This window comes from Vibrio sp. ES.051 (assembly GCF_002563795.1).
GTDB lineage: Bacteria > Pseudomonadota > Gammaproteobacteria > Enterobacterales > Vibrionaceae > Vibrio.
This window is the reverse complement of sequence record NZ_PDJL01000003.1, coordinates 1,216,853-1,236,292: the sequence shown is the minus strand read 5'-3', so window position 1 is coordinate 1,236,292 and position 19,440 is coordinate 1,216,853. Positions and strand designations below refer to the sequence as shown.

General features: G+C 47.2%; 14 protein-coding genes, 4 tRNA genes, 3 rRNA genes, 1 pseudogene and 1 riboswitch. Of the genes and pseudogenes, 10 read left to right on the top strand and 12 right to left on the bottom strand.

Features of this window, described 5'->3' with window-relative positions; translation table 11 throughout:
• Positions 1–219 (top strand): annotated as a pseudogene (locus ATG66_RS06310) (2-hydroxyacid dehydrogenase); the annotation flags it as partial.
• A gap of 81 nt (positions 220–300) precedes the next feature.
• Complete coding sequence (locus tag ATG66_RS06305; protein WP_098413535.1) at positions 301–657, top strand: YibL family ribosome-associated protein; 357 nt, start codon at positions 301–303, stop codon at positions 655–657.
• Positions 658–843: 186 nt separating this feature from the next.
• On the opposite strand, the gene ATG66_RS06300 is transcribed toward ATG66_RS06305, so the two are convergent.
• The 10 genes from ATG66_RS06300 to ATG66_RS06255 form a co-directional block, all read right to left on the bottom strand.
• On the bottom strand, positions 844–1,875 hold the full coding sequence (locus ATG66_RS06300; RefSeq protein ID WP_098413534.1) for a cytosolic protein: 1,032 nt from the start codon (positions 1,873–1,875) through the stop codon (positions 844–846).
• A 99-nt stretch (positions 1,876–1,974) separates the two neighbouring features.
• On the bottom strand, positions 1,975–2,736 hold the full coding sequence (locus tag ATG66_RS06295; RefSeq protein ID WP_098414480.1) for a cytosolic protein: 762 nt from the start codon (positions 2,734–2,736) through the stop codon (positions 1,975–1,977).
• Positions 2,737–3,086: 350 nt separating this feature from the next.
• A tRNA-Ser gene (locus ATG66_RS06290) sits at positions 3,087–3,177 on the bottom strand.
• A 101-nt stretch (positions 3,178–3,278) separates the two neighbouring features.
• Positions 3,279–3,395 (bottom strand): 5S ribosomal RNA (gene rrf, locus ATG66_RS06285).
• A gap of 115 nt (positions 3,396–3,510) precedes the next feature.
• Positions 3,511–6,400 (bottom strand): 23S ribosomal RNA (locus ATG66_RS06280).
• Positions 6,401–6,749: 349 nt separating this feature from the next.
• Positions 6,750–6,825, bottom strand: a tRNA-Val gene (locus ATG66_RS06275).
• Between the two features lie 43 nt (positions 6,826–6,868).
• Positions 6,869–6,944: transfer RNA gene (locus ATG66_RS06270), tRNA-Lys, on the bottom strand.
• A 2-nt stretch (positions 6,945–6,946) separates the two neighbouring features.
• A tRNA-Glu gene (locus tag ATG66_RS06265) sits at positions 6,947–7,022 on the bottom strand.
• Between the two features lie 88 nt (positions 7,023–7,110).
• A 16S ribosomal RNA gene (locus tag ATG66_RS06260) occupies positions 7,111–8,663 on the bottom strand.
• The 16S, 23S and 5S rRNA genes sit together here with 4 tRNA genes alongside, the layout of an rRNA operon.
• 508 nt (positions 8,664–9,171) lie before the next feature.
• Complete coding sequence (locus ATG66_RS06255) at positions 9,172–9,696, bottom strand: DUF3087 domain-containing protein (RefSeq protein ID WP_098414479.1); 525 nt, start codon at positions 9,694–9,696, stop codon at positions 9,172–9,174.
• Between the two features lie 158 nt (positions 9,697–9,854).
• Between ATG66_RS06255 and trmY the strand changes: the two genes are divergently transcribed.
• Positions 9,855–10,454, top strand: coding sequence for a tRNA (pseudouridine(54)-N(1))-methyltransferase TrmY (trmY, locus tag ATG66_RS06250; RefSeq protein ID WP_098414478.1), 600 nt, complete (start codon positions 9,855–9,857; stop codon positions 10,452–10,454).
• Positions 10,455–10,534: 80 nt separating this feature from the next.
• On the opposite strand, the gene ATG66_RS06245 is transcribed toward trmY, so the two are convergent.
• Positions 10,535–11,878, bottom strand: a complete 1,344-nt coding sequence (locus tag ATG66_RS06245) for a TldD/PmbA family protein (RefSeq protein ID WP_098414477.1) — start codon at positions 11,876–11,878, stop codon at positions 10,535–10,537.
• The gene (locus ATG66_RS06240; protein WP_098414476.1) at positions 11,878–13,263 is read right to left on the bottom strand and encodes a TldD/PmbA family protein; all 1,386 of its coding nucleotides are present in this window, start codon (positions 13,261–13,263) and stop codon (positions 11,878–11,880) included. The genes ATG66_RS06245 and ATG66_RS06240 overlap by 1 nt, the downstream gene beginning before the upstream one ends.
• Before the next feature lie 328 nt (positions 13,264–13,591).
• A riboswitch (TPP riboswitch) is annotated at positions 13,592–13,702 on the top strand.
• 99 nt (positions 13,703–13,801) lie between these two features.
• Here ATG66_RS06240 and thiD point away from each other — a divergent pair.
• From thiD to thiE, 7 genes are all read left to right on the top strand, one after another.
• On the top strand, positions 13,802–14,659 hold the full coding sequence (gene thiD, locus ATG66_RS06235; protein ID WP_098414475.1) for a bifunctional hydroxymethylpyrimidine kinase/phosphomethylpyrimidine kinase: 858 nt from the start codon (positions 13,802–13,804) through the stop codon (positions 14,657–14,659).
• Complete coding sequence (locus ATG66_RS06230) at positions 14,649–15,440, top strand: ABC transporter ATP-binding protein (RefSeq protein WP_098414474.1); 792 nt, start codon at positions 14,649–14,651, stop codon at positions 15,438–15,440. Before thiD ends, ATG66_RS06230 begins: the two co-directional genes overlap by 11 nt.
• Positions 15,433–16,233: an ABC transporter permease gene (locus tag ATG66_RS06225; protein WP_098414473.1), complete on the top strand. Its 801-nt coding sequence runs from the start codon at positions 15,433–15,435 to the stop codon at positions 16,231–16,233. Before ATG66_RS06230 ends, ATG66_RS06225 begins: the two co-directional genes overlap by 8 nt.
• A gap of 22 nt (positions 16,234–16,255) precedes the next feature.
• The gene (locus ATG66_RS06220) at positions 16,256–17,206 is read left to right on the top strand and encodes an ABC transporter substrate-binding protein (RefSeq protein WP_098414538.1); all 951 of its coding nucleotides are present in this window, start codon (positions 16,256–16,258) and stop codon (positions 17,204–17,206) included.
• 18 nt (positions 17,207–17,224) lie between these two features.
• A complete protein-coding gene (gene tenA, locus ATG66_RS06215) occupies positions 17,225–17,887 on the top strand; it encodes a thiaminase II (protein ID WP_098414472.1) in 663 nt (220 codons plus the stop codon).
• 18 nt (positions 17,888–17,905) lie between these two features.
• Positions 17,906–18,697, top strand: a complete 792-nt coding sequence (gene thiM / locus ATG66_RS06210; RefSeq protein ID WP_098414471.1) for a hydroxyethylthiazole kinase — start codon at positions 17,906–17,908, stop codon at positions 18,695–18,697.
• 62 nt (positions 18,698–18,759) lie between these two features.
• Entirely contained in the window at positions 18,760–19,374 is a 615-nt protein-coding gene (gene thiE, locus ATG66_RS06205; protein ID WP_098414470.1) for a thiamine phosphate synthase, read from the top strand.
• The last annotated feature ends 66 nt before the right edge of the window (positions 19,375–19,440 follow it).

Below are 19,440 nucleotides of genomic sequence, written 5' to 3'. Positions count from 1 at the left end.
GTCTACGACAATGAAAAGGACTTATTTTTCCAAGACAAGTCTAACGATGTTATCGTCGATGATGTGTTCCGTCGTCTTTCAGCTTGTCACAACGTGTTGTTCACTGGCCATCAAGCGTTCTTGACTCATGAGGCTTTAAATAATATTGCTTCAGTAACGCTTAGCAACGCAGAAGCATTTTTTTCTGGAAAAATATCTGGTAATGAACTGATTAACTAGGTACGAATCGAGCGGTATAGTAGAGCGTCTGAATTCAGCTATGCTATACTACTCGATTATTTAAATTTGAGCCAAATTACCATGAGCATAAAAACTGATATTCAAAAGCTGCACAACCGTTTAGATAATTACCAACGTAAACTTGATGCGGCTCGTACTCGTGGTGATCACGAAATGATTTCAAAGTTCACGGATAACGTCGAGCAGTTATCTAAGAAGCTTAACCAACTTAAGCACAAGCAAACATACGAGCTTAATCAAGAGCGTAAAAATCTACTTGATATGCCATTCTCTCGTGAAATCACCAAAGAAGAGCAAGCAGACATCGGTAAGCTTAAAAAACGCGTCCGCGGCCTAGTTATTGTGCATCCATTGACTAAAGTAGGTAAAGAGCTGCGCCTAGACGTAATGACAGGTTTCGCACCAAAAGAGTTTTAAAGAAGCTTAATCAATATCACCACATCCAAGCCTAAGCATTGACTTGGGCTTTTTTATTTTCCCTACGGCTACCAACGAAAATACAACCGCTGGATGACATATATAGCCAGAGTGAATGAGCGTAAAGGTCAGAAGCCGAACAACTGACCTTTTCTCAACGGCATACCTTCGCGTTTGCCTTTCGGGCTATAACAATTGTTGCAACTTATACTCTACCACAGGATCGTCAGGCACCAGTTGCTGGGCCACTTCCAACAGTTGTACCGCATCTTGCGGGTTTTCTTGCTGATGTTTAAGCGCAATCTCAACCAACGGCTGAATATCAATTTGTGCCTGATGCTCCTTCACGTGCGCCTTTTTCTCATCAATCAATACATTATGAGCCTTACTCAGTAACCCCAAACGGTGGACGGAGTTGGCGTTGGCCTTGTTCAGACTTTGATAGTAGTCCTCTTTCAGGCGCAAGGTTTTAGTTTGATGACGAAACTGAGCGATGTCTATCTGTTGGTGGCGAATAAAATCCACCGCGACCTGTTTATAAAAGCCAAACTTATTCAAGTAAGTCGCGTGAGTGCCGTGCCCCATACCATAGACCCTCAAATGCGTTAGCTCTGGATAACGTTTGGCATGGCGTCGATCAATGTAATTGGTAGGGTCATAAATAATATAACCTTTGGCCTCTCCTAGATCTACATCGTGATAGTCACCTTCCCAATCAAACTGTTGAGCCAACTCTGTACTGGATCGATCATCCCAAGGAACTAGTGCTTTATTCTTGGTACTAATTGGATGAAACAACAACACCTGATCCAGTTTAAGTAATTTAGCGAAAGCACCAATAGCAAAACCACCTCGACTCAATCCATAGCCTAAGCGAGACTCGAAGGGCTTTAACAATGTCGATAATTGTTCAAGAAAGAAAATCACATTTCGGCTGCGGAACCAATTGCTTTTACCTAGGTGCTGAAAGGAAATAATATTCACTTCCTGTTTCTGGGCGAGGCGGTAACCCCACGGCGCAAAATCCGGATGTAAGTCCTGTTCCTGTATGTTGGTTCCCGCAGGAGAGAAGGTGAACAACAATGGTTTGTTTAGATCAACAAACTCATACTTAACAAACACATCGTCAAGTAAATCTTCTCCGGACATAGGTAGTCTGGTTTGCTGCTCTTCTCGAGAAAGCGTTAACCATTCATCCAACCAGTACAGTAACTTCATTTATCCTCCATCTAAATTGCGCTTCGCAATTGTATTAAAAAATCTAGTCTTTAGTGTGTATCGTTTCCCCATTGTCGGGGCTATGTGATTCGTCCTCTTTCAAACAAAAATTTTCATTTGATCGCTAAACTGGGCGATATCTATTTGCTGGTGAAGAATAAACGACGCCTCCACCTGATCATAAAAATCCAACTTATTCAAATAAGTGGAATGCGTACCATGACCCATACCAACGACTCTTAAATGAGTCAGCTCTGGATAACGTTTAGCATGGAGTCTGTCGATATCATTAGTAGGGTCATAAATGATATAACCTTTGGCATCTCCTAGCTCTCGGTCGTAATAATCCCCCTCCCAGTCAAACTGTTGAGCCAATTCAGTACTCGATCGATCATCCCATGGAACCAGAGTCTTGTTCTTTGTACTGACAGGGTAAAACAACAGAACATGATTGAGTTTAAGTAATTTGGCGAATGCGCCAATGGCAAAACCGCCGCGACTCTGGCCATAACCCAAACGACACATAAAGGGCGTCAACAGTGGGGATAATTGTTCCAGAAAGAAAATCAAATTGCGGCTTCGGAACCAATTGCTTTTACCTAGATGCTGAAAGGCAATAATATTCACTTTGTGTTTTTGTGCGAGAGGATAGCCCCAAGGGACAAAATTAGGGTTTAAGTCCTGCTTCTGAATATCAGTACCGGAGGGAGAGAAGGTAAACAGTAGCGGTTGATTCAAATCCGCGAGCTCATACTTAACAAAAACATCGTCAAGTAAGTCACTCCCAGAGATCGGTAACTTGGTTTGCTGATCGTCTCGGGAAAGAGCCAGCCATTCATCTAACCAGTACAGTAACTTCATTAATCCTCCATCTGAATTGTGCGTGCATGCGCTGCGAACTCTATCAAAGTGTCGATTTTTATCCAACGGCAACGATTCGAGCAGGAATAATAAAGTGATATTTGGTGATTCCATCGGGTGGAGTGGAACTTCGGCAATATTACTCACTTCAGTCAGTGGTCAGAAATAGCGTCGGGAAAATGCTTAAGAATAAGGCAAAATGTAATGCCGTTATCGGGCGTTTGAACAATTTAGGATAAACAGTTATGCACGTAAAGCGTAAACCCATCAGAACTTTTTTCGATGCAAGATAGTTTTAAGGTAACAGATACGAAAAAACCGCTGTAAGAACAGCGGTTTTTCATTAAAAGTGGCGGAGAGATAGGGATTTGAACCCTAGATACGCTATTAACGTATGCCGGTTTTCAAGACCGGTGCTTTCAACCACTCAGCCATCTCTCCACAAATTGTTACTAAAACTTAGTCTTATTTATCATGCTAAATTTTAGTTTTGCTTTCAGAAGCACCTTAATATTAAGGTAAATTCAAAAGCTATAAATAAAGCCTGGCGATGTCCTACTCTCACATGGGGAAACCCCACACTACCATCGGCGCTATTTCGTTTCACTTCTGAGTTCGGCATGGAAGTCAGGTGGGTCCAAAATGCTATGGTCGCCAAGCAAATTCTTTTTTAACTACCGCCAACGCGATAATTAATAATCTGGAAAGCTGTTTCAGTTCTTAACACAATCAAGTTTTCTTGTATTGAGTCCATCAAAACCCCTTGGGTGTTGTATGGTTAAGCCTCACGGGCAATTAGTACAGGTTAGCTCAATGCCTCGCAGCACTTACACACCCTGCCTATCAACGTCGTAGTCTACGACAACCCTTTAGGATACTTAAAGTATCAGGGAGAACTCATCTCAAGGCTCGCTTCCCGCTTAGATGCTTTCAGCGGTTATCGATCCCGAACTTAGCTACCGGGCAATGCGTCTGGCGACACAACCCGAACACCAGAGGTTCGTCCACTCCGGTCCTCTCGTACTAGGAGCAGCCCCTTTCAATTCTCCAACGCCCACGGCAGATAGGGACCGAACTGTCTCACGACGTTCTAAACCCAGCTCGCGTACCACTTTAAATGGCGAACAGCCATACCCTTGGGACCGACTTCAGCCCCAGGATGTGATGAGCCGACATCGAGGTGCCAAACACCGCCGTCGATATGAACTCTTGGGCGGTATCAGCCTGTTATCCCCGGAGTACCTTTTATCCGTTGAGCGATGGCCCTTCCATTCAGAACCACCGGATCACTATGACCTGCTTTCGCACCTGCTCGAATTGTCATTCTCGCAGTCAAGCGGGCTTATGCCATTGCACTAACCACACGATGTCCAACCGTGTTTAGCCCACCTTCGTGCTCCTCCGTTACGCTTTGGGAGGAGACCGCCCCAGTCAAACTACCCACCAGGCACTGTCCTCACCCCCGATGAGGGGGCTAAGTTAGAACATCAACACTACAAGGGTGGTATTTCAAGGTTGACTCCACCGATACTGGCGTACCGGCTTCAAAGTCTCCCACCTATCCTACACATGTAGGGTCAATGTTCAGTGCCAAGCTGTAGTAAAGGTTCACGGGGTCTTTCCGTCTAGCCGCGGGTACACTGCATCTTCACAGCGATTTCAATTTCACTGAGTCTCGGGTGGAGACAGCGTGGCCATCATTACGCCATTCGTGCAGGTCGGAACTTACCCGACAAGGAATTTCGCTACCTTAGGACCGTTATAGTTACGGCCGCCGTTTACCGGGGCTTCGATCAAGAGCGTCGACCGAAGTCTAACCCCATCAATTAACCTTCCGGCACCGGGCAGGCGTCACACCGTATACGTCATCTTACGATTTTGCACAGTGCTGTGTTTTTAATAAACAGTTGCAGCCACCTGGTATCTGCGACTCCTAGTAGCTCCATCCGCAAGGGACTTCACCGCCAAGAGCGTACCTTCTCCCGAAGTTACGGTACCATTTTGCCTAGTTCCTTCACCCGAGTTCTCTCAAGCGCCTTGGTATTCTCTACCCGACCACCTGTGTCGGTTTGGGGTACGATTCCATCAAATCTGAAGCTTAGAGGCTTTTCCTGGAAGCATGGCATCAATGACTTCACATCCGTAGATGCTCGACGTCGTGTCTCAGCCTTAAAAAGAGCCGGATTTACCTAACTCTTCAGCCTACGCACTTGAACCTGGACAACCGTCGCCAGGCCCACCTAGCCTTCTCCGTCCCCCCATCGCAATTTGATTGAGTACGGGAATATTAACCCGTTTCCCATCGACTACGCCTTTCGGCCTCGCCTTAGGGGTCGACTCACCCTGCCCCGATTAACGTTGGACAGGAACCCTTGGTCTTCCGGCGTGGAGGTTTTTCACCCCCATTATCGTTACTCATGTCAGCATTCGCACTTCTGATACGTCCAGCGTGCCTTACGACACACCTTCAACCGCTTACAGAACGCTCCCCTACCCAATACTCAAAGAGTATTGCCGCAGCTTCGGTTTACTACTTAGCCCCGTTACATCTTCCGCGCAGGCCGACTCGACCAGTGAGCTATTACGCTTTCTTTAAATGATGGCTGCTTCTAAGCCAACATCCTGGCTGTCTGAGCCTTCCCACATCGTTTCCCACTTAGTAGTAATTTGGGACCTTAGCTGGCGGTCTGGGTTGTTTCCCTCTCCACGACGGACGTTAGCACCCGCCGTGTGTCTCCCGGATAGTACTTACTGGTATTCGGAGTTTGCAAAGGGTTGGTAAGTCGGGATGACCCCCTAGCCTTAACAGTGCTCTACCCCCAGTAGTATTCGTCCGAGGCGCTACCTAAATAGCTTTCGGGGAGAACCAGCTATCTCCAGGTTTGATTGGCCTTTCACCCCTAGCCACAAGTCATCCGCTAATTTTTCAACATTAGTCGGTTCGGTCCTCCAATTGATGTTACTCAATCTTCAACCTGCCCATGGCTAGATCACCTGGTTTCGGGTCTATATCCAGAGACTAAGTCGCGCAGTTAACACTCGCTTTCGCTACGGCTCCCCTAGATGGTTAACCTTGCCACTGAATATAAGTCGCTGACCCATTATACAAAAGGTACGCAGTCACACCACGAAGGTGCTCCTACTGCTTGTACGTACACGGTTTCAGGTTCTATTTCACTCCCCTCACAGGGGTTCTTTTCGCCTTTCCCTCACGGTACTGGTTCACTATCGGTCAGTCAGTAGTATTTAGCCTTGGAGGATGGTCCCCCCATATTCAGACAGGATATCACGTGTCCCGCCCTACTCGATTTCACTGCATATGCGTCGTCAGTTACGGGGCTATCACCCTGTATCGCCAAGCTTTCCAGCTTGTTCACCTGACGCCTATAAAGCTTAAGGGCTAGTCCAATTTCGCTCGCCGCTACTTTCGGAATCTCGGTTGATTTCTTTTCCTCGGGGTACTTAGATGTTTCAGTTCCCCCGGTTCGCCTCGCTACGCTATGTATTCACGCAGCGATACTTACTTATGTAAGTGGGTTTCCCCATTCGGAAATCCCAGACTCAAGTGGCTTTTACTGCCTAATCTGGGCTTATCGCAAGTTAATACGTCCTTCATCGCCTCTGACTGCCAAGGCATCCACCGTGTACGCTTAGTCACTTAACCATACAACCCGAAGGAGTTTCGAGTTGATGTTCAAATCACCAAAGTTGTCTCTCATTATTTGAATGAGCGAGAGACATTTCGATTTTGCCGGACTCAATTTCGAATAATCACTGCAATAGTGATATTCCCAAGAACACTTGAATGTGTTGTTTTGGTGTTTATCTTAAAGATAAACATTGAGAACTTTATTTGATAACAACATTGTTGTTATCAGTCAGCTTTCCAAATTGTTAAAGAGCAAATCACTTCCTAAGAAGTTCATTTTCTAAAGACTTTTAGATTCAACAATGCCAACCAGTATCAATTGCTTGCTCTGGTTTTGAGTTTTATTCCAAAAATACTTAGAGAATGGTGGGCGATACCGGGCTCGAACCAGTGACCCCCTGCTTGTAAGGCAGGTGCTCTCCCAACTGAGCTAATCGCCCACATTGTTTTCTTACCTAAAGTAAGCATTTCCGTGGAAGGAAATGGTGGGTCGTGCAGGATTCGAACCTGCGACCAATTGATTAAAAGTCAACTGCTCTACCAACTGAGCTAACGACCCAATGGTATCCCGTAGGGGAGTCGAACCCCTGTTACCGCCGTGAAAGGGCGGTGTCCTAGGCCTCTAGACGAACGGGACACTAGTGTAAGTGTTGGGCACTTACTTTCTCTTAAACTTTATAAACCGTATCAATCTGTGTGAACACTCATCGCAATAATCTTTCGTATAAGGAGGTGATCCAGCGCCAGGTTCCCCTAGCGCTACCTTGTTACGACTTCACCCCAGTCATGAACCACAAAGTGGTAAGCGTCCCCCCGAAGGTTAAACTACCTACTTCTTTTGCAGCCCACTCCCATGGTGTGACGGGCGGTGTGTACAAGGCCCGGGAACGTATTCACCGTGGCATTCTGATCCACGATTACTAGCGATTCCGACTTCATGGAGTCGAGTTGCAGACTCCAATCCGGACTACGACGCACTTTTTGGGATTCGCTCACCATCGCTGGCTCGCCGCCCTCTGTATGCGCCATTGTAGCACGTGTGTAGCCCTACTCGTAAGGGCCATGATGACTTGACGTCGTCCCCACCTTCCTCCGGTTTATCACCGGCAGTCTCCCTGGAGTTCCCGACATTACTCGCTGGCAAACAAGGATAAGGGTTGCGCTCGTTGCGGGACTTAACCCAACATTTCACAACACGAGCTGACGACAGCCATGCAGCACCTGTCTCAGAGCTCCCGAAGGCACACCAGAATCTCTTCCGGCTTCTCTGGATGTCAAGAGTAGGTAAGGTTCTTCGCGTTGCATCGAATTAAACCACATGCTCCACCGCTTGTGCGGGCCCCCGTCAATTCATTTGAGTTTTAATCTTGCGACCGTACTCCCCAGGCGGTCTACTTAACGCGTTAGCTCCGAAAGCCACGGCTCAAGGCCACAACCTCCAAGTAGACATCGTTTACGGCGTGGACTACCAGGGTATCTAATCCTGTTTGCTCCCCACGCTTTCGCATCTGAGTGTCAGTATCTGTCCAGGGGGCCGCCTTCGCCACTGGTATTCCTTCAGATCTCTACGCATTTCACCGCTACACCTGAAATTCTACCCCCCTCTACAGTACTCTAGTCTGCCAGTTTCAAATGCTATTCCGAGGTTGAGCCCCGGGCTTTCACATCTGACTTAACAAACCACCTGCATGCGCTTTACGCCCAGTAATTCCGATTAACGCTCGCACCCTCCGTATTACCGCGGCTGCTGGCACGGAGTTAGCCGGTGCTTCTTCTGTCGCTAACGTCAAAGAATACCGCTATTTACGATATCCCCTTCCTCACGACTGAAAGTACTTTACAACCCGAAGGCCTTCTTCATACACGCGGCATGGCTGCATCAGGCTTGCGCCCATTGTGCAATATTCCCCACTGCTGCCTCCCGTAGGAGTCTGGACCGTGTCTCAGTTCCAGTGTGGCTGATCATCCTCTCAGACCAGCTAGGGATCGTCGCCTTGGTGAGCCCTTACCTCACCAACTAGCTAATCCCACCTAGGCATATCCCGACGCGAGAGGCCCGAAGGTCCCCCTCTTTGGCCCGTAGGCATTATGCGGTATTAGCCATCGTTTCCAATGGTTATCCCCCACATCAGGGCAATTTCCTAGGCATTACTCACCCGTCCGCCGCTCGACGCCCAACAAATCACCCGAAGGGTCAATGTTGTCGTTTCCGCTCGACTTGCATGTGTTAGGCCTGCCGCCAGCGTTCAATCTGAGCCATGATCAAACTCTTCAATTTAAGATTTTGTCGGCTCAACGAATACTGACTTCAAAACTACAAACGTAATTTTAAAGCTATTATCGTTCCAACAGAACGATAATGAATTGACTGTGCCAAGATTAAACAAGTTAATCTCGATTGGTCACTCAGTTCATTGAAACCGTATTTGAAGCAAAAGCTTCTAATTCGATTATCATCAACGAGTGCCCACACAGATTGATAGGTCTATATTGTTAAAGAGCGTGCTTCGTAAGATTTACTCTCGAAGCGGAGGCGTATTCTAATGAACTAAATCTTGGTGTCAAACACTTTTGTGAATTAATTTTAGAATCTTTTTACACCTCATTTTGCCAACCGCTTTTGCGTTTCCGCTTTGCCCTGACAACGGAGGCGAATTATAGGGAGATGATTTTTCTTGGCAACCCTTTTTTAGAAAAAAATTAAAAAAAGAACGTTGAGTGATTAAATATTATCCAGGCGCTTATTTTTAGTACTAATCTGTTAAGTTTAAGTAGCAAATTGACGATCAATATGTATCTAACCAAGCTTCTTCAAAGTTATTAATATCAAGCGTGAGTAATTTATTCGCTTCAATTTCCTCTATTGCTTCTAATTCTTGGTTTACGCTACTTATCGTTAATGTGTTGTTATCTAGTTCGAACACTTGACGTTGTGTGGTGTAGTAGAACTTCAATATGGTTAATGCTTTAACGTCATTTTCACTTGCTGCCGTTTTAATGTTCTTGAGTTTACGAAAGATCTTATTATGCAGTTGCTTTAACTTCCATACGTACCATACTTCTTCCATATAAGGTCGAGTTTTAAATTGATTGAGTAAAGACAGAGATGTAGCAAAAGCGAGGATGACACCAATTAAGTTCCAATGAAAATTACCCGTCGATTGATCCTGCACGACATCAGCATTACCAAAAAGGGAAATTAACAAGGTACTGAATGCGAGCGAAGAGATCGCAAGCAAAGCAACAAAACCACCAATGACAAGGTTAACTTTCTTTCTGTAGACTTCTTTGTTTATTTTTTTAATTTCCATGTACCCCTCCTAACAGGTTGCCTCTATTTTAACGGGCAGGTCCCACATCACAATCGATGCTTTGTAAGTAATTTCACATTTGCTATTAAACTCGCATCCCTTCCCTGCTTGGGTATATACTCCCGCGCATTCACTCTTCATATATAGAGGTTAAATTCATGCGCTCTTTTGTTTTACGAGCTCGCGCCGCCCCAACCACGAGCAAAGCACTACTCGAAGGGGTGGGTAACGAAGCGCATACTGAGATCCTTGCTCACACCATGATGAATACCATGTTTGTGGCTCAATCACACCGTGAAGGTGTGGTTGTACATTTGGTTCTTGAGAGCACCAAGGATTACTCACGCACGATAACCATTCACTCAAATGACATCACTAATATTGGTGGTTTCCACGAATCAACGCTAGTTGCAACCGTCGCTCGCGCTTTGGATGCCTCTGTTGGTATGGGTAAAGAAGAGCTGCGTAAAGTTGAGCCTGGTATTACGGTTCGTACAATAAGCTTCGAACGCTTGGTTCAAGAACTGGCCGAAGACCACCAGCTATATATGTTGGACAAGAAAGGGGAATTCGTTCGCGACGCAGAAATTGCCACGAATCCATGTTTTTTGCTCACCGACCACATTCCTATGCCGAAGAAATCATTCAACAGTTTGAAGCGTCTTGGCACAGAGAAAATCAGCCTTGGTCCTAAGATGCTATTTGCTTCTCAGTGTGTGGTGCTGATCCACAATGAATTGGACATTCGCGAATTCTAGTTTTTCACGTGTAAGTCATTAGGTAATGAAAGAGGGTCCAATGAACCCTCTTTTGTAGTATCTGTGTTTCTGAACGCGGCTTATTTGCCACCAATACTCAATCGAGCAAAACGCACCTCTGGTGCGAAGAACGTGTGACTATCATTAATAAGTTGACTATCCCCTACCGCTTCCACTTCTTGCAACATTTTGTAGAAGTTACCCGCAACAGTGATTCCACGCACTGGTTGAACACGTTGGCCATCTCGGCACAAAAAGCCACTTGCACCAAATGAGAAGTCACCACTGACTGCGTCTGCACCAGAGTGAACACCTTGCAGCTCAACCAGCTCTAGGTATTCACCTGCTTTGACTTCTGACGCACTACTGTGACCTGTCGCAATCACTTTATGATTTGCTGATACGTCTAGGCTCGATTTCGCACCGCGAGATGCGCTTGCCGTTGATGCTGCACCTAAGTAACTTGCTGTTTGACTGTTATGCAAAAGCGTATTTAACCGACCATTGGCAATCAGCACGTTATCTTGAGTTGCAAAACCTTCACTATCAAAACCCACAATTGCCATGCCATTGGGCATGTAGGCCGCATCGGTAAAAGAAATCAGTTCACTCGCAACATTTTGACCAAGCTTGTCACCTAGTGGAGTGACGCCTTTCATTGCACTCACACCAGAAAAAGCACTGCCGAAAGCACCGAATAGGCTGCTTAGCGCATTAATGTGGAAAATTGCTGGGTAATTACCTGTTGCCACTGGTGCGCCATCAAGCAGATCACGAGCTAGATTGTAACCGACTTCGATACAGTAAGCTGGATTCAACTCATCGAAACAACGTCCTACTGACATTTTACCTGCCATCGATTGTTTGCCATTTTTCTCCAACAAAGTGTAAGCGTAACAGTGAAACGAACGTTCAAAGTGCTGGCATAACGTGCCTTGTGTGTTAGCAATGATCAGCTGAGTTTCACCGTCACTATAACCATTGTATGGCGAGCTTGAAGCGTGAGGTAAAGCCACTACCCCTTGCTCAAGTGCCAACGACAGTTCGATTTTCTCATCCACTGACGCTGTATCTTCTTGCGCAATCTCAGCCACATCGGTAGTGATTTTACTGTTAACGCAACTGATGGCTTGATGTTCATCTTGCTTCGAGAAACGCGCACTTTGCAAAGCGTTCGTCAGCATCAAATCTAAGCTTGGCTGCTCTAATGATTCAGAGTAACTGGTCGCCACGCGGGCATCTTTCACGACTCGAACACCCAGCACTTGGCTTGAGCTTACTTTGTACTCGTCTAACTGACCTTGGTTTGCTTTCAGAGAAAAGCTGCTGTTGCGATTAACAATCACATCCGCTTCTGCCCCTTGGCGTTTGGCTTCTGACAAGATGTAATCAACCGCCTTAAGAAGTTGTTGTTCTTGGCTCATTAGCTACCACCTCCCACCAGAATATTATCTACTTTCAGCGTTGGCTGACCGACTGCCGTTGGTACCGCGCCACTGACTGAACCACACATACCAGCGGCAAGCGCCATGTCTTTACCTACCATGCTGATTTCTTTCAACACTTTTGGCCCGGTACTAATAAGGGTGGCGGTTTTCAGAGGTTTGGTGATTTTGCCATTTTCAACCAAGTAGGCTTCACGGACGGCAAAATTGAACTCCCCCGTCCCCGGTTGAACCGAACCGCCGCCCATCTTCTTCGCGTAGATACCACGTTCGATGCCTGCAAGCATGGCATCTAATGAATGCTCGCCTTCTTCAATAAAGGTGTTACGCATCCGCGAAGTAGGCGCGAATTTATAGTTTTGGCGACGACCAGAACCCGTTGGCGCATAACCCGTTTTCATCCCACCCATTTTGTCGACCATAAAGCTGGTTAGCTGACCATCTTTGATCAACTGAGTGCGCTGTGTTGGCAGACCTTCATCATCAATATGGATTGAGCCCCACTCGTTGGTCATGGTGCCATCATCCACTGCGCTGACAGCGGTATGCGCAATCATGTCTCCCATTTTGTCATGGAAAACAGAGGCTTTCTTCGCAACCGAAGTGGTTTCTAGCAAGTGACCACACGCTTCGTGGAAAATAACGCCGCCAAAGCCGTGACCAATCACCACGGGCATTTCACCGGATGGACACGCATCTGCACTGAGTTTAACAAGTGCTTGTTGAGCGATGGTTTGACCCAGCTCTCTCGCATCGAGTTGCTCGCTGAACTCCCAACCGGCGAGTGCGCCAGGTCCTTCCATACCGGAAGATTGCTCATTACCTTTTTGCGCCACAGTATTCCCAGCGACACGAATGTAGTGACGAGTATCATCAACATGTAACCCTTCTGAATTGAAGATGGTTACCTGCTGCTCTCTTTGTAACACGCTACCAATGAACTGACTGATGTACTCACTTTCGGCACGTGTGGCGTGATCAACTTGCAAAAGAAAAGCAATTTTGGAATCGAGGTTTGCATCTTTACTCAGTGGCAAACGAGAACCGTGCAGAACAGGGTAGCGGGTCAAATTCAAAGAACCCGCTGATGCGATTTGATCACGCTTGTCTTTGGCTGCAAGCAATGAGGTTACGCGTTTTAACTCCGCTTCGTCCGTGCTGTTGGTGTAACCGTAAAGTACTTTATGGCCGAAGAAGAGACGAATCCCGATACCAAAATCGATACCCGAATTCACCTTATCCACCTCTCCAGAGGCAATCTGGACGGTGTTGGTTTGATGATGTTCAACGAATAGTTCAGCGAAATCAGCCCCTAAAAAGAGAGCATGATCGATCACTGACTTCGCTGTTACCGAATTAAGCATGAAGTCTCCTTGCTCATAAATCGTTTTAACCTTCCTAAGTAACCCTTTAATACTAAGCTACGTTAGCAACGCGTTTAATTTCAACATTCTTTAATCTTGTTCTATGTTAACCCTGTTAGATAAGAGCACTATTGATTAGTAAATATTCCCGTTTCAGCACACTTCGCAGAGAGTTTCTAAGATGCTTGGCTTAGCGAGAAGGCCTTGGGTTGCAGATACAGCAACGATATACAAGGTTACTCTACCACTCACTTCGCATAAATGAACTCTCAATAACTGTGGCCATTAAAAAACGTACCCCTGAAGTAATTGTACTGTTATCATCATAGCGAGATAGTCGGGGAGCCAATACAGAGTCTGCATTGGCTGAGATCGAAATTCGAGACCCGTAGAACCTGATTCAGTTAGCACTGGCGTAGGGAACTATTAATACTTTGCCACTAGCCGAACCATAACGGCTAACCTTTGCGAATCGATCTCCGATCTTTCCCAGCCTAGGCCAAAGTCAGTTCCTGTACGTCTTGTAATAGGAGCGACCATGGCGCAATCAATACAGCGACACTCACACACAACTACTTCATCATCCCCCCCAGTCGTACTGACGATCGCAGGATCTGACAGCGGCGGCGGCGCAGGTATTCAAGCAGACATCAAAGCCATGTCTGCCACGGGCAGTTTCGCGTGCTCCGTTATTACCGCCATTACATCACAAAACACGCAAGGCGTGTCCGCCATTTTCCCGATCCCACTTGACCACGTTGAAAGCCAGCTCGACGCCGTATTCACCGATCTCAATATCGTTGCGGTAAAAATCGGCATGCTAGCCGACGCCAACATCATTAACGTGGTTGCGAATAAGATTAAACAATATCAGCCAAAGCGACTGGTTATTGATCCGGTCATGGTCGCCACCAGCGGTGACTTACTGCTGGAACAAGCGGCAATCAGTACATTAAAAGAAACGCTGATTCCTATGGCAGACATCATCACTCCAAACTTACCTGAAGGTGCTGCGCTGACGGGTAAGCCCGTTCCTCACTCTGAAACAGAAATGAACGACATGATCGCTGACTTACGGGCTCTGGGCGCAAAAGCTGTACTACTGAAAGGAGGGCATTTAGAAAAAGATGAAAACAGCAACGACCTTTTGATAATGCAAGATTCGTCAGAATTACTCAGCGCAAAGCGTTCCCCAACCCAAAACACTCACGGTACGGGCTGTACGCTCTCTTCCGCGATCGCTTCATATCTTGCTCAAGGTAACAACCTACACAAGGCCGTACATTTAAGTAAGCAATATATCTCTCAAGCCATTGCCCACGCCGATGAACTGGACGTCGGTAAAGGTCACGGCCCGGTCCATCATTTCTTTGCTGGTCACACCTATGGGCGCTAAAGCAATTGGCATTGTACTTACCAATGCTTACCTGCGATACAACGATAGCCAAACGCCGACTCTAGCAAAGGTAAACATGACCATCCCTACAGGGCAATGGACCGTATTACTTGGCCGAAGTGGTTGTGGCAAAACCACTCTCTTACGCTACCTCGCGGGCTTGTTAAATGACAAAGTCGAATGGCAAGGTGAACTGACTAGCGCGGATAATGCTTGGTTAACGGATAGCTTTGCCTTGCATAACCGAATCGCGTACATGGCACAGCAAGATTTACTTTTGCCATGGCTGAATGTGTTAGACAACGTCTGTCTGAGTTCGCGCTTTTCTCATTCAAAAGTTCATTCCGAAACGAAGAAGCCAGATAAAGAGAAACAACGGGCTTTTACGTTATTGGAACAAGTAGGACTGGCCGACTACACACACACAAAACCCGCTCAGCTATCGGGAGGAATGCGCCAGCGCGTCGCCCTTGCTCGCACCTTGATGCAAGACAAGCCGCTAGTGTTAATGGACGAGCCTTTTTCAGCATTGGATGCTGTGACTCGCCATAAACTGCAAGCCTTATCTGCCGAACTGCTTAAAGGTAAAACCGTGGTGTTGATTACGCACGATCCACAAGAAGCGGTGCGATTGGCTCACCAACTCTATGTATTGCAAGGCACGCCTGCTCAAGCGCAGCACCTTGATGTGCCTGATTCACAGCCACCTCGCCTACTTGATGGAAAATGCGCAACATTACAGCAAGCGATTTTGGATCAGTTGGAGAAAGACTATGAGTGACATGACTCAGTACAACTCCGTTTCAGCGCGTATTCGTAAAAAGGAACGTGTCACCCACCCTGCATTGCGCCTAGTGATCAGCACGGTGGTGATTTTCAGTCTATGGCAATTGGTTGTGGTTATCTTCGAATTGCCAAACTTCATCTTGCCATCACCGGTTGATGTGCTGGATAGGCTGGTCACTCGCTACGATATCCTACTCAAACACACTTGGGTAACGGCGCAAGAAATCTTGCTCGGTCTCGCTCTCGGTTTATCAATGGGCTTGCTGTTCGCCCTGCAAATGTTGATGTTTGAACCACTTAAACGTTGGCTACTGCCGATTCTCATCGCTAGCCAAGCCATTCCAGTATTTGCTATCGCGCCCGTGTTGATGCTTTGGCTTGGTTACGGCATCGCCTCAAAAGTGGTGATGGCGGCCATCATCATCTTTTTCCCTGTAACAACTTGTTGTTACGACGGACTGCGCAACACACCTACCGGCTATCTCGATCTCGCCAAAACCATGGGCGCTTCAAAGTGGCAATTACTGCGTCATATTCAGCTGCCAGCCGCCCTACCAACACTCGCCTCAGGCATTCGCGTTGCCGTGGTTATTGCACCAATTGGTGCCGTGGTCGGTGAATGGGTTGGCTCAAGTGAAGGCTTGGGCTATCTGATGCTGCAAGCCAACGCACGCATGATCATCGATGAGATGTTTGCGGCGCTGTTTATTCTCGCCGCGCTGTCTATCGCACTTTATTTCATTACCGACAAATTATTGAAAAAAGCCATCCCCTGGGAAAATAAATAGAGAAATGAAAAAGGAAGAACTCGTGAATAAAAACAAACTCATGAACGCGGCTGCTCTGCTCGCTTCGATTATCTCAACTAACGTATTCGCAGCAGAAAAAGACATGACACTGATGCTGGATTGGTTCGTCAACCCAAACCATGGTCCTATCATTATCGCCAAAGAGCGTGGTTACTTTGAAGAACAAGGCTTGAAAGTGCACATTCAAGAACCCGCAGACCCAAGCACGCCACCTAAATTGGTCGCGGCAGGCAAAGTGGACATGGCAATCACATACCAGCCAAGTCTCACTATCGACGTTGCAGCAGGTTTGCCTTTGATTCGATCAGCAACACTTATTGCAACGCCGCTGAATACCTTGATGGTGTTAGACAATGGTGAGCACGACAACCTTGGCGACCTTAAAGACAAAAAGATTGGTATCGCGATCGCAGGCAACGAAGAAGCAACCATTGCGACCATGTTAGCGCAAGAGAACGTGGCGTTTTCTGACGTGCAAATTATCAACGTGGGTTGGGCTTTGTCTTCATCGCTCGCCTCAGGGAAAGTGGACGCGATTTGGGGCGGCCTGCGTAACTTCGAAACCAATCAACTTGCCCTTGAAGGTTACAAAGCCAAAGCTTTCTTCCCTGAAGAATACGGCGTACCAACGTATGACGAACTGGTGTTTGTCGCAAACGCAAAAACCTACGACAAAAAAGCCATTAAAGCGTTTAACAAAGCGCTGGAGCAAGCGACCACTTATATCGTCAACCACCCCAACGCGTCTTGGCAAGAGTTTGTTGCTTACTCACCAGACACACTAGATAACGAACTCAACCAACGCGCTTGGAATGACACGTTAACACGTTTCGCGCTTCGCCCATCGGCTGTCGATCTAAAACGCTACGACGATTACGCCGAATTCATGTACTCACAAAAAATCATCGAAACGCGACCAAAAGCGAAAGATTACGTACCGAGCTTTAACTAATTACGAGGCAGCCCCATTATGAGATATCAAGATTTGATCGACGCTTGCCGCCAAGATTGGCAAGAATACACCGAGCATGCCTTCGTGCAGCAATTGGCTAAAGGCACACTGGCTCAGCCTTGTTTTCTGCATTACTTGAAGCAAGATTTCTTATTCTTAAAACAGTACGCGCGAGCTTATGCGCTGGCTATCTACAAAGCGCGTACTTTGGATGACATGCGCCGCGCACTACCAAGTGTGCATGCACTGCTTGATTCCGAAATTGCTCATCATGTGACCTACTGCGGTCAATGGGGTTTAACGGAATCGGATCTCGAAAACGAACCGGAAGATTTTGGTACGGTAGCTTACACCCGCTACGTATTGGATGCCGGCATGACCGGTGATTTGGTTGACTTATACGCCGCGCTCGCTCCTTGCTCAATCGGCTACGCCGTCATTGGCACAAGGCTGGTGAACGATAAAAACACGCTGCTCGAAGGCAACCCGTACGCCACTTGGATCAACTTGTATGGGGGTGAAGAATTCCAGTCTGGCGCAGCAGCAGGAGCCGAGCACTTTAACCAGCTACTGGCTGAAATCGACATCCACAGCCAACGCGGTCAAAACCTAATTCAGGTCTTCAAAACCGCAACCCGTATGGAAGTGGCGTTTTGGCAGCAAGGTCTGAACGCGCAATAAGGTTCATTGGAGAATCTCATGTTAATAGAACAAATCACCCAAGCATTAACCGCAGTACGTCAGCAAAAGCCACTGGTTGTGAACATTACCAACTACGTGGTGATGAACAACACCGCGAACGCTCTGTTGGCTATCGGTGCATCGCCGATCATGGCGCACTCAACACAAGAAATGGCAGAAATGATGTCGTTTTCTGGGGCACTCGTAATCAATATCGGCACTCTAGACAGTGCTTGGATTCCACGCATGAACCATGCCGTCGAGCAAGCGAACGCAAACGAAAAAGTCGTCATACTTGACCCTGTCGGTTGTGGCGCAAGCACTTTGCGTACCGAGACTTCTCGCGAGATCGCTCGTCTAGCAAATAAACTCATCATCCGTGGTAATGCGTCAGAAATCATTGCTCTTGCAGGCGAGCAAGCACAAAGCAAAGGCGTGGATGCGCTCGATAGCAGCGATGCCGCACTTAGCGCGGCACACTGCTTAGTGGCAGAATACGGAGCGAACGTCGTGATCTCCGGCGAGACCGACTACATCGTCACGAAAGAGCAAATCATTCAGCTTAACAACGGCCATGAAATGATGCCATACGTAACGGGCATGGGCTGCACGTTAACGGCTTTAACCGGCGCGTTTGCGACAGTCGGTGACGAAATGGGTCTAGCCGCGGCAGCGGTGCTTGGCGTGGCGGGTGAAATTGCCGCTGAAAAAGCGCGAGGACCGGGTAGCTTGCAAATGCATCTGTTGGATGAGCTTTACCAACTGGATGAAGAAACACTGGCAACACGTCTTAAATTACAAGTGAGATAAGCCGCTTCTCGATGATTTAAACGCCTCTCACTCCAGCGTGATGGGAGGCGAAAGGAAACACAATGAACGCCTATCGTTTGTATTTGGTCACCGATGACCAACAAGATTTAGCCACACTCAAACATGTCGTGAGTAAGGCGGTGGAAGGTGGCGTCACCATGGTGCAGGTGCGCGAAAAGCATGGTGATGTTCGTGCATTTATCGAACGTGCCCAAGCGGTTAAAGAGATCCTTAAAGACACCGGCGTGCCGTTAGTCATCAATGACCGTGTCGATGTTGCCCTTGCCGTCGATGCCGATGGTGTCCATCTTGGGCAATCCGATATGCCAGCAAAGATCGCTCGTCAATTGATTGGCCCTAACAAGATTCTCGGCTTATCAATTGAGACTGAAGAGCAGCTGGCAGAGGCGGATTCTCTGCCCATTGATTACATCGGTTTAAGCGCCATCTTTTCTACACCCACCAAAGCCAATACCAAAAAGCATTGGGGCATCGATGGTTTGAAACTGGCTCTTAACACCACTCCTCTACCCATTGTTGCGATTGGTGGTATTAACGAAACCAACATTCCAGAAATAAGCGCCACAGGTGTGCATGGTTTGGCACTCGTTTCTGCCATCTGCAATGCTGAAGATCCCAAAGCAGCGGCTACCCATTTATTAGGATTGATGAACTAACTTATCTTCCCCTCGCGGCGCGTAAATATGCACGACGGTTAAATAAAAAAGAAGCCAGCGATTCGC

Coding starts and splice junctions, on each gene's coding strand:
- ATG66_RS06230 (WP_098414474.1), top strand. CDS start 14,649: ATGGGCGCTAAAGCAATTGGCATTGTACTTACCAATGCTTACCTGCGA.
- thiM (WP_098414471.1), top strand. CDS start 17,906: ATGTTAATAGAACAAATCACCCAAGCATTAACCGCAGTACGTCAGCAA.
- thiD (WP_098414475.1), top strand. CDS start 13,802: ATGGCGCAATCAATACAGCGACACTCACACACAACTACTTCATCATCC.
- ATG66_RS06295 (WP_098414480.1), bottom strand. CDS start 2,736: ATGAAGTTACTGTACTGGTTAGATGAATGGCTGGCTCTTTCCCGAGAC.
- ATG66_RS06245 (WP_098414477.1), bottom strand. CDS start 11,878: ATGAGCCAAGAACAACAACTTCTTAAGGCGGTTGATTACATCTTGTCA.
- ATG66_RS06305 (WP_098413535.1), top strand. CDS start 301: ATGAGCATAAAAACTGATATTCAAAAGCTGCACAACCGTTTAGATAAT.
- tenA (WP_098414472.1), top strand. CDS start 17,225: ATGAGATATCAAGATTTGATCGACGCTTGCCGCCAAGATTGGCAAGAA.
- trmY (WP_098414478.1), top strand. CDS start 9,855: ATGCGCTCTTTTGTTTTACGAGCTCGCGCCGCCCCAACCACGAGCAAA.
- ATG66_RS06240 (WP_098414476.1), bottom strand. CDS start 13,263: ATGCTTAATTCGGTAACAGCGAAGTCAGTGATCGATCATGCTCTCTTT.
- ATG66_RS06300 (WP_098413534.1), bottom strand. CDS start 1,875: ATGAAGTTACTGTACTGGTTGGATGAATGGTTAACGCTTTCTCGAGAA.
- thiE (WP_098414470.1), top strand. CDS start 18,760: ATGAACGCCTATCGTTTGTATTTGGTCACCGATGACCAACAAGATTTA.
- ATG66_RS06255 (WP_098414479.1), bottom strand. CDS start 9,696: ATGGAAATTAAAAAAATAAACAAAGAAGTCTACAGAAAGAAAGTTAAC.
- ATG66_RS06225 (WP_098414473.1), top strand. CDS start 15,433: ATGAGTGACATGACTCAGTACAACTCCGTTTCAGCGCGTATTCGTAAA.